At 52.6% G+C, this 11,429-nt stretch carries 13 protein-coding genes and 1 other annotated feature; of the genes, 1 reads left to right on the top strand and 12 read right to left on the bottom strand.

What is annotated here, in order from left to right; genetic code table 11:
• Positions 1-40 precede the first annotated feature (40 nt).
• Together GIW82_RS10785 and GIW82_RS10780 are read right to left on the bottom strand one after the other, a co-directional pair.
• Positions 41-748, bottom strand: a complete 708-nt coding sequence (locus tag GIW82_RS10785) for a DsbA family oxidoreductase (protein WP_154749954.1) — start codon at positions 746-748, stop codon at positions 41-43.
• A 101-nt stretch (positions 749-849) separates the two neighbouring features.
• Positions 850-1,776 carry a manganese-dependent inorganic pyrophosphatase gene (locus tag GIW82_RS10780; protein ID WP_154749953.1) on the bottom strand — a complete coding sequence of 309 codons (927 nt, stop codon included), beginning with the start codon at positions 1,774-1,776 and terminating at the stop codon, positions 850-852.
• A 275-nt stretch (positions 1,777-2,051) separates the two neighbouring features.
• On the opposite strand from GIW82_RS10780, the gene GIW82_RS10775 reads away from it, so the two are divergent.
• Entirely contained in the window at positions 2,052-2,852 is an 801-nt protein-coding gene (locus GIW82_RS10775) for a GNAT family N-acetyltransferase (RefSeq protein ID WP_154749952.1), read from the top strand.
• A 58-nt stretch (positions 2,853-2,910) separates the two neighbouring features.
• Here GIW82_RS10775 and GIW82_RS10770 read toward each other — a convergent pair whose 3' ends face one another.
• The 10 genes from GIW82_RS10770 to GIW82_RS10725 form a co-directional block, all read right to left on the bottom strand.
• The gene (locus GIW82_RS10770; RefSeq protein WP_154749951.1) at positions 2,911-3,435 is read right to left on the bottom strand and encodes a type 1 glutamine amidotransferase domain-containing protein; all 525 of its coding nucleotides are present in this window, start codon (positions 3,433-3,435) and stop codon (positions 2,911-2,913) included.
• Positions 3,436-3,491: 56 nt separating this feature from the next.
• The gene (locus GIW82_RS10765) at positions 3,492-4,085 is read right to left on the bottom strand and encodes a DNA-3-methyladenine glycosylase (protein WP_154749950.1); all 594 of its coding nucleotides are present in this window, start codon (positions 4,083-4,085) and stop codon (positions 3,492-3,494) included.
• A 21-nt stretch (positions 4,086-4,106) separates the two neighbouring features.
• On the bottom strand, positions 4,107-4,874 hold the full coding sequence (gene trpA / locus GIW82_RS10760; protein WP_154749949.1) for a tryptophan synthase subunit alpha: 768 nt from the start codon (positions 4,872-4,874) through the stop codon (positions 4,107-4,109).
• Complete coding sequence (gene trpB, locus GIW82_RS10755; protein ID WP_154749948.1) at positions 4,871-6,067, bottom strand: tryptophan synthase subunit beta; 1,197 nt, start codon at positions 6,065-6,067, stop codon at positions 4,871-4,873. The genes trpA and trpB overlap by 4 nt, the downstream gene beginning before the upstream one ends.
• A complete protein-coding gene (locus GIW82_RS10750; protein WP_154749947.1) occupies positions 6,064-6,669 on the bottom strand; it encodes a phosphoribosylanthranilate isomerase in 606 nt (201 codons plus the stop codon). Before GIW82_RS10750 ends, trpB begins: the two co-directional genes overlap by 4 nt.
• A complete protein-coding gene (gene trpC, locus GIW82_RS10745; RefSeq protein ID WP_154749946.1) occupies positions 6,669-7,433 on the bottom strand; it encodes an indole-3-glycerol phosphate synthase TrpC in 765 nt (254 codons plus the stop codon). Before trpC ends, GIW82_RS10750 begins: the two co-directional genes overlap by 1 nt.
• A complete protein-coding gene (trpD, locus tag GIW82_RS10740) occupies positions 7,430-8,413 on the bottom strand; it encodes an anthranilate phosphoribosyltransferase (protein ID WP_154749945.1) in 984 nt (327 codons plus the stop codon). Before trpD ends, trpC begins: the two co-directional genes overlap by 4 nt.
• 69 nt (positions 8,414-8,482) lie before the next feature.
• Positions 8,483-8,713: a binding site (T-box leader), on the bottom strand.
• A 160-nt stretch (positions 8,714-8,873) separates the two neighbouring features.
• Positions 8,874-9,770 (bottom strand): glycine betaine ABC transporter substrate-binding protein, encoded by an 897-nt coding sequence (locus GIW82_RS10735; RefSeq protein WP_154749944.1) that lies wholly within the window; start codon positions 9,768-9,770, stop codon positions 8,874-8,876.
• 12 nt (positions 9,771-9,782) lie between these two features.
• Positions 9,783-10,421, bottom strand: a complete 639-nt coding sequence (locus GIW82_RS10730) for an ABC transporter permease (RefSeq protein WP_154749943.1) — start codon at positions 10,419-10,421, stop codon at positions 9,783-9,785.
• The gene (locus GIW82_RS10725; protein WP_154749942.1) at positions 10,405-11,385 is read right to left on the bottom strand and encodes an ABC transporter ATP-binding protein; all 981 of its coding nucleotides are present in this window, start codon (positions 11,383-11,385) and stop codon (positions 10,405-10,407) included. The genes GIW82_RS10730 and GIW82_RS10725 overlap by 17 nt, the downstream gene beginning before the upstream one ends.
• Positions 11,386-11,429 lie beyond the last annotated feature (44 nt).

Genomic DNA, 11,429 nt, shown 5'->3' with positions numbered 1-11,429 from the left:
GCCTTGAAGTTTTTCACTTCAAGGCTTCTTTGCTGCGGATTCATGATGAGCAGGACTCACCTGTGCAATATTGTGTTTTTTTCCGGCCGAGCGGTTTTGAAGCCGGACGGACCCCTTCTTCTTCGCCAATCTGCTCGAGCGCTTCGACGAACGCTTCGAGCGGCTGTGCACCGGAAATCGCGTATTTGCGGTTCACGACGAAAAATGGCACGCCTTGCACACCAATTTGACGGGCTTCTTCGATATCCGCCCGCACTTCCTGTTCGAACTGAGTTGACTTGATGACTGCTGTCGCCTGCTCACGCGGCAACCCGACCGCCTCCGCGGCACCTTCGAGGATATGCTGGTCGCTGACATTCTTGCCTTCGATGAAATAGTTCTTCATCAGCAGCTCCGTAAGCGGCGCTTCTTTCCCTTGCGTTCCCGCCCATTTCACTAAGCGATGTGCAGTGAATGTATTCACTTGCATCATTTGATCAAAATTATATTCAAGACCCACCGAGCGTGCATGGGCTGCCACGCCTTCCGTCATTTTCTTTGTTTGTTCAACTGTCTGTCCGGTTTTCTTCGCCAAGCCTTCGTAGACCGAAACCTTGCTATCAAGCGGTGTATGCGGATCAAGTTCGTATGCTTTGAAGGAGATTTCCGCTTGGCTGCTATAGCCTGATTTCTCAAGTGCCTGTTCTAATGTCCGTTTGCCGATATAACAAAAAGGACAAACGTAATCTGACCATACTTCAATTTTCATCGTCTTTCACCTCTTGCTAATCACTATAGCAAGTGCATTCAAAGCGCTCAATGAATTTGCTCAACGGAAGCGCAACAAAAAAACTGACTCCCCTGGGGGAATCAGCTCAATGCTTCTGTAATAACCGGAACGATTTGCTTTTTACGTGATACGACGCCCGGCAGCAGCACACGGTTTTCGAAGACACTCGATTTGAATGCCGCCTCGATGATACCTGCTCTCTTACCAAGGACGATCGCCGTGGAATCGTTGGTCAAAATGTCCGTGACGACGAACATGAACAAGTCTAATTCTTTCTCCGCAATCTGCGCTTCGATCAATGGCTCCAATTCCATTTGGCGGCTGATGATCGTATCGACGCCGATCGAGTTCACTTGCGCCACTTCGAAACGATGTTCGTTCACTTCGAATTCCTTCGAGTCAATGCTCAACAAGTCTTCGATTGTCTTGTTGCTCAAGTCCGCTCCGGCTTTCAACATTTCGAGGCCGTAGCTCTCTGCGTCGATTCCAGTGATTTCCGCTAGCTCACGTGCAGCTACGACGTCTTGCTCCGTACATGTCGGCGATTTGAACAGAAGGGAATCCGAAATGATTGCAGACAACATCAATCCAGCGATGCCTGCTGGAATTTCCACTCCATTTTCTTTGTACATCTTCAAGATGATCGTCGCTGTACAGCCAACTGGCTCTAAGCGGAAATAGAGCGGCTCCGCCGTTTCGAAATTCGCCACGCGGTGGTGGTCGATCACTTCAATGATTTGTACATCCTCGATGTCATCCACACTTTGTTGACGCTCGTTATGGTCGACAAGGATGACTTGCTTCGCGTCAGGCGCCGCTTTCTCAATCAGACGTGGTACTTCGAATCCGAACTGCTTCAATGCATATAGCGTTTCGTTGTTGGTGTCGCCTAGTCGCACCGGTTCTGCTTGAAGTCCTAGCTGGTTTTTCAAATAAGCGTATGAAATCGCTGAACAAATCGAGTCTGTATCCGGATTTTTATGTCCGAGCACTAAAACCTTTTCCATCATAAATACCTCCTGAAACTATGATTGCTTTTCGAGCTTCATTTTACCACAATTTAACGAATGTCTGAAAAGATAAAAGCAGAAAGAGTTTGGTTGTGGGAATCTCTCCCACATTTTCCCTCTTCTTACCTAAACTGCATAGCAGTAGTTTGAAGTATGCTATAAGAATTTGTATAGAATTGGTCTTTTTTTCTCTTAAAAGTCGCATTTTTTGAATTTTCATGGTATAATCCACCTATCTTACAGGAAAATAATAAACCCAAAGGAAGGTTGCTATGACTAACACAATGGAAAAGAAATACATTCCCCTTGCTACGTATTTCGCCTCGGCTTCCAAGTCCTCCATGCGCCTCACATTCGGCGAGATCGAACAGATCATCGGTCAGCAATTGCCGAATGCCGCATATTTGAACCAAAGCTGGTGGAAGAAGAACAAGTTGCCTGCCAAACATTTCCGTGCTTGGACCGATGCCGGCTATATTGTCAGCGAAGTCGAGACGAACAATTATGTTCTTTTCCAAAAAGCGGATGCAACCGATTCTGAAGTTATACACGAAGATGAGGGCAACCACGATATCCTCCTGATCCGTCCAGCAGAGCACGGAGATGCCCGTTCGCTGATTATGCTCCAAAAAGCGGTGGAGTCCCACTCTCCATATATGCTCTACGATGCGGATGAGCGCGTCCAGTCGACACAGCAAGCACGCAAAACCATTATCGGGTGGAAGAAGGAAGGGCATTCAACCATCTTGATGGCCAACTTGAACGGCGAGCATATCGGTTACCTCTTCGTTATCGGCAATCCACAGAACCGCGTTGCACACCGTGCTTCCATCGTCATCGGGATCCATCAAAAAGCCCACGGCAAAGGAATCGGCCAGCAACTTATGGAACAGGCGGAAGCATGGGCGATAGAGCGTGGCATCACCCGTCTGGAACTGACAGTCGCGGCAGAGAACCACCCCGCCATCAAACTTTACGAGAAAATGGGCTTTGTCAAAGAAGGCATCCGAAGACGCGCGTTGATGATCGACGACGTTTCGCATGATGAAATCTACATGGCCAAGCTGTTTTAAAAAAGTGCCACATGAAAAAGGACTGCCCCGCTAAGCGGGACAGTCCTTTTTCTATTTATCAGTTCGACGCTTGCTCAAGCACCCGCAACGATTCGCGGTTGAAGGCCGGGATGTCATCCGGCTGACGGCTCGTCACCAGCTGGTCCTGGCACACTGCCACTTCTTCGTCCACGAGTTTTGCACCGGCGTATTCCATGTCGGTCTGAATGGATTTATAGCCTGTCGCCTTGCGCCCTTCCAGCGCTTTCGCGGAAATCAGCAATTGCGGTCCGTGGCAAATTGCCATGACCGGCTTGTTCGCGTCCATGAAGGCTTTCGTGAAATTCACGAAGCGGTCATCCGCGCGCAGCTGGTCAGGAGAAAAGCCGCCCGGTAAGAACAATGCGTCGTAATCGTCCGGATTCGCGTCGTCGATGCCTTGATCGATCGTCAGCGTCACTTCGCCTTGCTTGCCGGTCACTTCCTTCCCTGCTTCCTTCTCGATCGTGAACAGTTCATGGCCTGCATCGTTGAAAGCCTTGGCCGGGTCTGTATATTCGATGTCCTCAAACATGTCAGTAATAAGCGTTGCAATCTTCGCCATTCGTACCACTCCTTTTATTTGATCTTCCCTTACCTGTATTCCACGGCTGGAAATTTCTAAACACGGAACTTGGATACGTATGGGTTGTCCTGTTCCCAAAAGCGGTACGGGTAAGCGGCTGCTTCACCGGAACCGCCGACACCAACCCGCGGGCCAGCCGCGACTGCATGGACGGAATCGCCTTGTGCGATGTATAGAGGCGTCTCACGCAAGTCATGGCCATATGCCGACATGGTGATGCCCATCGCCTTCGTCAGCTTGCCCGGGCCGTTCGTCCATTGCTTCATCGGCATCCCTTCGCCGCGCCTCAACGCCATTTCCTCCAGCCCTGCGAGCGGTTCGACTGCGCGGATCAAAATGGCCCGCGGCGTGCCCACCGGTCCGCTTACGACGTTGACGAGTGTATGTGTATGCATTTGGTACGTATAGGTCAGTCCCGCTTCCCCGAACATGATTTCCGTCCGTTTCGTGCGGCGGTTGCCGAAGCTATGGGCCGCTCGGTCTTCCGCTCCCATATAAGCTTCCGTTTCGACGATCCTACCTGCAATCGTCCCTTCCGGTAGTTCATGGACGAGAAGCTGTCCGAGCAAACGCCGGGACAATTCAAGTGTCGGTCCTTCAAAGAAATCTTTTGCAACAGGTGTGAACATGCATCATCCCTCCTGCTTCGATTATACCGAAACAGGTGCAGTTGCTGCACGGATAAGCGGTTTGACTTCTTCGAAGCGGCCTTCATGCAAAGCTTGGACAATTGCCGTGCCGACGATGAATCCATCGACATTCTCCCGCAAGGATTCCAGTTGCCGCTCGTTCGAAATTCCGAAGCCTGCATAGACCGGGAGATCCGTCTTGCCTTGCAGCTTCTCCATGAACGCCGTGACAGTCTCCGGAAGACTTTCCCGTGCGCCAGTGATGCCTTTCACCGTGACCGCGTAAATGAAGCCTTCTGCCACTTCCAGGATAGCATCGAGACGACTGTCTTCTGTCGTCAACGTCACGAGCTGTACGAGCGCCACGCCGTTTTCTTTCAAGGACGGGCCAATGAGTGATTGGTGCTCGAATGGCAGATCCGGGATGATGACACCCGCAACACCTGCCTTTTTGCATGCAGCGGCGAATGGTGCACTGCCCAGCTGCAACACAGGATTCAAGTACGTCATGATGACGAGCGGCACGCCGACGTCTTTCCAACCCGCCAGCTCTTCTAACACGCCGCGTAACGTCACACCGACGTTCAGCGCACGGTTCCCTGCCGCTTCGATGACTGGACCGTCTGCTACAGGATCTGAGAAGGGAATGCCGATCTCCACAGCAGAGACACCCGCTTCAACTAGCTCCGCCACTTGGCCGCGCAGCTTATCAAGCCCGCCGTCCCCGCCCATGATGTAGGCGACGAACGCTTTATTTCCACGTTGCTTCAACACTTTCAGCTGCTTCATGCGAATCCCTCCAAACGCTTTTCATATGTCGCCATATCTTTATCGCCCCGTCCTGATAGGCAAATAACGAGAATCTCGCCTTTCTCCATACGGGCCGCTTCTTTTTTTGCCTGTGCGATCGCGTGCGCCGACTCTAGGGCCGGAATGATTCCTTCAAGCTGCGCCAATTCGATCGCCGCTTCCAGCGCTTCCGTGTCGTCGATCGCCGTGTATTCGACACGGCCAAGGTCAGCCAAATGCGCATGCTCCGGGCCGATTCCAGGATAGTCGAGTCCGGCAGAAACAGAATGTGCTTCGCTTACTTGCCCGTCTTCCGTCTGGAGCAACTTCATCAATGCGCCGTGCAATACACCGACCGAGCCTTTCGTCAGCGTCGCTGCGTGTTTGCCGGTTTCCACTCCATCTCCCGCCGCTTCCGTACCGACGAGACGAACCTCCTCATCTTCCAGGAATGCTGTGAACATACCGATTGCGTTACTGCCGCCGCCGACGCATGCAACGACCACATGCGGCAGACGTCCTTCTTTTTCGAGAGACTGGCGTCTTGTCTCGTCTCCGATGATCCGCTGGAAATCACGGACCATTTCAGGGAACGGATGAGGTCCGAGCGCAGAACCGATCAAGTAGTGTGTGTCTTCCACGTGCGCGACCCAATAGCGGAGTGCTTCGTTTACTGCATCCTTCAATGTGGCACTGCCTTTTTTGACACTTTCGACTTTGGCACCGAGCATCTTCATGCGGAATACGTTCAATTGCTGGCGCTGGATATCTTCCTCTCCCATAAAGACGATGCACTCCAGTCCGAACAATGCGCAAACGGTCGCGGTCGCGACACCGTGCTGACCGGCTCCTGTTTCCGCGACAATCTTTTGTTTCCCCATCCGTTTCGCCAGAAGTACTTGTCCGAGCGCGTTATTGATTTTGTGTGCGCCTGTGTGGTTCAAGTCTTCCCGCTTCAAATAGACGGTCGGGCCTCCCCAAGCGGCCGTCAGCCGGTCAGCTACAGTCAGCGGCTGCTCACGTCCGACGTATTCTTTCAAGTAGTGTGCATATTCCTGTTGGAACTCTTTGTCTTCTTTCACTTCTTCATAGGCGCTCTCCAATTCCTTCACTGCCGCCATCAATGTCTCGGGGACGAATTGACCTCCGTACTGACCGAAAAACCCTTTTTGCTTCATCGTTGCTTCCATCATTTCGCCCTCCTCACTTGTCGAATAAATTCTTTTATTTTCGCTGAATCTTTCACACCGTCCGTTTCCACGCCACTCGATACATCCACCATGTACGGCTGTACTTGCTGGATTGCCGACTGCACATTATGCAAGCCGAGGCCGCCGGCAAGAATCAGCCGGTCACGGGAAATCGCGCTGTCTTTCAAGAGCGACCAGTCGAACACTTTGCCACTGCCGCCGCGGAATTCCACACCCGGTGCATCGACCAGGACGTAATCCGCTGACGACTGCTCCATCCGCTCCACATCTTCTTCCGTCCGGATCGAGAAGGCTTTGATGACCGGCAGCTTGATTAGCTGGACGAATTCATCCGACTCATCTCCATGCAATTGAATCATCGTCAGCGGTACTTGTTCGGCAATGCGCTCAATTTCTGCAATTTCTTCATTGACGAAGACGCCGATCTTCTCCGTTCCTTCTGGCACAAGCCGCGCAAGCTTCACGGCTTGCTCCACTTCGACACGTCTCTTACTCGGTGCAAACATGAAGCCGAGCGCATCAGCCGTTTTCGCTGATTGGACGTGTAATGGTTCCATCAATCCACAAATCTTCACTTTCGCCATTACACATTCACCCCTGTCGCTTGTCCGATCCACTGGCCCGGATTATGCGCACGCATCAAGCTTTCGCCGACGAGGATGCCGGAAGCTCCGTGTCCGAAAACGTATGCTGCATCTACTGCCGTCTTGATGCCACTTTCGCTGATCAGCACACGCCCGCTATTTGCCGGGAATTTCGCAGCGATTTCCAGTGTCCGTTCAAGCGACACCGTGAAGCTCTTCAAATCCCGGTTGTTGATGCCGATGATTTCCGCTCCGACTGCTAGTGCCCGCTCGAATTCTTCTTCCGTATGCACTTCCACCAACACTTCCAGACCAAGCTTTACGGCATAGTCGTGCAGGCATCTGAATTCTGCATCCTCCAAAGCTGCCACGATCAACAGGATAATCGAAGCTCCTGCATTCCTTGCACGGTCAATCTGACGCTCATCGACAATGAAGTCCTTGCACAGCACTGGAATCGAAACCGCCGCTGCTGCTTGCTTCAAATCTTCAATCGATCCTTTAAAATATGTTTCGTCCGTCAGCACCGAGATGGCTGCAGCGCCAGCCTGTTCGTAAATCTTCGCTTGCGCTACGACGTCAACGTCCAACCGGATATTCCCTTTTGACGGAGAAGCCCGTTTAATTTCTGCGATGACGCCGTTCGCTTCGAGCAGCCGTTCCTTCAGCTTCGGCCGTTGCTGCACTTCCCCAGGTGCAAGCTCCCGCTCCATGACTGCCACTTCTTCACGCTTCGTTGCGATGATCCGCTCCAGGATGTTCATACAAGCACCCCGGCTGCAAGGCGGTGTATCTCGAATGTCTTCGCTGTCTGCCCGGAGACGATGGCATCCTTCGCCTGTGCCACGCCTTCTGCAAATGTCGTTGCTGCTCCGCTCACGTGGAGAAATGCACCTGCGTTCAATGCGATCGTGTCGACATATGCACCGTGTTCGCCGGCGAGGACACGCTGGAAAATCTCTGCGTTCTGCTCTGGCTCGCCGCCTCTGATCGCCTCGATCGGCGCTGTCTGTAATCCCACTTCTTCCGGGTGCAACGTCATGTGACGCACCCCTGTTTCATCAAAAACCATCAATTGGTTCGTTCCAGCAAGCGTCAATTCATCCAAGCCACCGGCACCGTGGACGACTGCGCCACGTTTTCTGCCGAGACGGACAAGTGCTTCCGCAGCCGGCTTCAATAGCTGCTCCGCGTAGACTCCTGTCATTTGATAAGCGATCGGCAATGGATTTGCGAGCGGACCCGCCAAGTTGAATATGGTCGGTGTCTCGATTGCCTTTCGTACTTCCCGAAGCGGTCCGAGCGCCGGATGAACCGCTGGTGCATGCAAGAATACAAGCCCGCTTTGGTCCAGAAGATGCGGCAATTCCTCCGGTTCTGCGCCGATCGGAATGTTCAAGCGCTCCAATACATCCGAGCTGCCTGTCTTACTCGAGACGCTGCGGTTGCCATGTTTGACGACTGGTACGCCCACACTCGCCAGGACGAATGCTGTCAATGTACTGATGTTGAAGCTGTTCGAGCGGTCGCCTCCTGTGCCGCAAATGTCCGCAAGCGCTTGCGGCAGTGCCGGAAACTGCACCGCTTTTTGTCGCATCGCTTTGACGAATCCGACGACTTCATCGGCTGTTTCCCCTTTGGCGTGCAGCATCTTCAATAGCTCCACCATCTCTTCTTTTACCATCTTGCCTTCCAACATCTGCAAGGCCCGGCCCATCATTTCTTGTTCTGTGAAGTTTCTCATCTCGATCTCTCCTCTGCTCGTCTCGTCTTTTTGGGAATACAAAAATCCCCGCAACCGGATATCACCGGTTGCGGGGACGGAATAAACCGCGGTACCACCACGCATTAATGCAATTTTGCACTCACTCAACTAAAGGCTCTTCGCCTTGCCCTTTAACGCAGGGATACGTCTCCCTTACTCACGTCCGTTTTCAGGTAAGCTCTCCTAAGTCCATTCGCACAGGGACGACAATCAGCTCCCACCAGCCGCTGACTCTCTTCATGCCTTCTCCTGCCTACTCGTCTCAGTCTCAGATTTTGCGCTCTGCTCTTCTCACTCGACACTCTGCTCATCTCTCAAATGAACTTAACCAGCTACCTGGATAAGTTGTTTCCTACCTTAACGTATTCACCGAATTCCGTCAAGTCTGAAAGTTCCGGAAGAACCTTTCCTTTTTTAAAACCATCATGGATGCGTGCATTTATTTCTCAATCAACCCTTTTTCAACGAGGAAATCTCTTGCCACATCTTGCGGCTGGTCACCATCCATATCGACGCGTGCATTCATCGCGAGCATCTCCTCTTCCGAAATCTGGCCAGCCAATTCATTCAGCAAATCCTCCAGTTCCGGATATTCTTCCAGCGTGTCCAAATGGACGACTGGTGCCGCTTCATATTTCGGGAAGAACGACAGATCATCTTCCGTCGTCTTCAGCTCGAACATATCGATCCGACTGTCCGTCGTGAAGGCCGGGATGACGTCCACTTGTCCTGACGACAGTGCTTCGTACATGATCGACGGATCGAAGCTTTCCGTACTTGCGAATTCAAAGCCGAACGTCGCCGTCAAATCATCGTAGCCGTCTCCTTGGCGCTCGTAGAAAGAGTGCGGTGCTCCGAATACCAAGTCTTCATTGCGGCTGATTTCCGCTAGCTCAGAGGCGGTCTCAGCGTTGAAGCCGCTGTCATTCGCATAGGCGAGCGTATAGCCGTTTTCAAAGCCGAGCGGGTCCAGCCACGTCGCGCTGAGCTCATCCTCATAGCCTTCACGGACAATCGCGAGCACTTCTTCAGCGGACTGGCCGCTTTCCGATTCACGCTTCAAGACATCCTTCAAGCCAGTTCCCGTGTATTCCACGTACAGGTCGATGTCCCCTTGTTCCAAAGCTGGCGTCAAAATCGATACCTCGCCGAGCCCTTCCTTGTAATCGACCGTATAGTCCGAGTTCCCTTCGATGTATTGCCCTAAAATATGTGGCAAGATGTATTGCTCGGTCCAAGGTTTGCCCCCGATGATGATTGGGTCTTCCCCTCCTGAACCGCAAGCCGATAATAGTAGGCCGACAGATAGCACAATCGCTGCTGAAACTTTCCTCATCACTTCTCCTCCTCACATTTTCAAGCCTTTCGGCGTCGATTTCTTCTCGATCCACTTCAGGACCAGATCGAATCCGATGGCTAGGATCGCCACCGGCAGTGCTCCTGCCAAGACGAGGCCGTTGTTATATGATTGCAGCCCGCGGTAGATGATATCCCCAAGACCACCCGCTCCGACAAATGTTGCCAGCGTCGCAATGCCGACAGTCAGCACCGTCGCGGTCCGGATCCCCGCCATGATGAATGGCAAGGCTAGCGGCAATTCGATCTGGCGCAAAATTTGTGTGCGGGTCATGCCCATTCCGCGTCCCGCTTCGATGATTGACTGGTCGACCGTCGTGATACCTGTGAATGTATTCCGTAAAATCGGTAAAAGTGCGTAAATGATCAGTGCAACAAGTGCCGTCGTCGAGCCGATGCCTAAGATCGGCACGAGGAAGCCGAATAGCGCGAGACTCGGAATCGTCTGGAAAACTGCTGTGACGCCAATGATGGGCTCTGCAAACTTACGGTAGCGCGCGACGAAAATCCCGAGCGGCAGTGAGATGACGATGCCCACCGCAACTGCAATGAATGATAAATACAGATGTTCCATGAATGCGTCCAAAATCATGTCCTGCCGTGCTGATACAAGTTCAAGAAAGTTGGCCATGCCGCTCCCCTTTCCCCGCAGCAAGTGCAGCTTGCATCAATTCCCGGTGCCCTGCATAAACGATTTCTCCGTCTTCCAGCTCGATCGCAAGCAAGCTCGAGCCACTCGCTTCAAGCGCTTCGAACGCGTGCTCGATAGTTGCACTTCCTGCAATCGGAAGCACCTCTGCCGCCTTCCCGGCAGTAAACAGGAAACGGAATTCATGCAGCTGCTGGAGATTGAACGTGCGCTGTCGCTCGATCCGCTCCGTTCCGATAAATTCACGCACGAAGTCGTTCGCCGGCTGTGCCACCACTTCTTGCGGTGTACCCGTCTGCTCGACTTCTCCTTCACGCATGACAACAAGGAAGTCTGCGATCTTCAACGCTTCATCCATGTCATGTGTAACGAAAATAATGGTCTTCCGGATATCCTTTTGCAGCTTCCGGAACTCGTCCTGCAGCTGTTCGCGGCTGATCGGATCGAGTGCAGAGAACGGCTCATCCATCAATAAGATTTTCGGGTCGCCGGCAAGCGCACGGATGACGCCCACCCGTTGCTGCTGTCCGCCGCTCAGTTCAAGTGGATAACGGTCGGCAAAGACTTCCGCATCCAGTCCTGCCAGCTCCAGCAGCTCTAGCGCACGCTTCTTCCGTTTGTCCTTGTCCCATCCAAGCAGCTTCGGGACGAGCATGACATTATCGAGAATCGTCATGTGTGGAAATAGCCCGATCCGCTGAATGACGTAGCCGATGGACCTCCGAAGCTGCACGTCTTCCAGGTCCGCAATCGAACGGCCTGAGATCAACACATCGCCGGAAGATGGTTTTTCAAGTTTATTGATCATCTTCATCAATGTCGTCTTCCCGCAGCCACTGGGCCCGATGATGACGGTCAACCTGCTCGCCGGCAGTGTCAAGCTCACTTCTTTCAGCGCCTTGGTCCCATCCGGGAAACGCTTCGTCACGCGGTCAAATTCAATCATGGAATCCCCCCTTCCTGATCCAACAACAGCTTCCTCACAGCACT

Source organism: Planomicrobium sp. YIM 101495, from assembly GCF_009707665.1.
Taxonomy (GTDB): Bacteria; Bacillota; Bacilli; order Bacillales_A; family Planococcaceae; genus Planococcus.
The sequence above is the reverse complement of the archived record's forward strand: the minus strand, read 5'-3'. Positions and strand labels throughout refer to the sequence as shown.

Coding starts and splice junctions, on each gene's coding strand:
- GIW82_RS10735 (WP_154749944.1), bottom strand. CDS start 9,770: ATGAGGAAAGTTTCAGCAGCGATTGTGCTATCTGTCGGCCTACTATTA.
- GIW82_RS10780 (WP_154749953.1), bottom strand. CDS start 1,776: ATGGAAAAGGTTTTAGTGCTCGGACATAAAAATCCGGATACAGACTCG.
- trpC (WP_154749946.1), bottom strand. CDS start 7,433: ATGAACATCCTGGAGCGGATCATCGCAACGAAGCGTGAAGAAGTGGCA.
- trpB (WP_154749948.1), bottom strand. CDS start 6,067: ATGATGGAAGCAACGATGAAGCAAAAAGGGTTTTTCGGTCAGTACGGA.
- trpD (WP_154749945.1), bottom strand. CDS start 8,413: ATGAGAAACTTCACAGAACAAGAAATGATGGGCCGGGCCTTGCAGATG.
- GIW82_RS10775 (WP_154749952.1), top strand. CDS start 2,052: ATGACTAACACAATGGAAAAGAAATACATTCCCCTTGCTACGTATTTC.
- GIW82_RS10750 (WP_154749947.1), bottom strand. CDS start 6,669: ATGGCGAAAGTGAAGATTTGTGGATTGATGGAACCATTACACGTCCAA.
- GIW82_RS10785 (WP_154749954.1), bottom strand. CDS start 748: ATGAAAATTGAAGTATGGTCAGATTACGTTTGTCCTTTTTGTTATATC.
- GIW82_RS10770 (WP_154749951.1), bottom strand. CDS start 3,435: ATGGCGAAGATTGCAACGCTTATTACTGACATGTTTGAGGACATCGAA.
- trpA (WP_154749949.1), bottom strand. CDS start 4,874: ATGAAGCAGCTGAAAGTGTTGAAGCAACGTGGAAATAAAGCGTTCGTC.
- GIW82_RS10730 (WP_154749943.1), bottom strand. CDS start 10,421: ATGGCCAACTTTCTTGAACTTGTATCAGCACGGCAGGACATGATTTTG.
- GIW82_RS10725 (WP_154749942.1), bottom strand. CDS start 11,385: ATGATTGAATTTGACCGCGTGACGAAGCGTTTCCCGGATGGGACCAAG.
- GIW82_RS10765 (WP_154749950.1), bottom strand. CDS start 4,085: ATGTTCACACCTGTTGCAAAAGATTTCTTTGAAGGACCGACACTTGAA.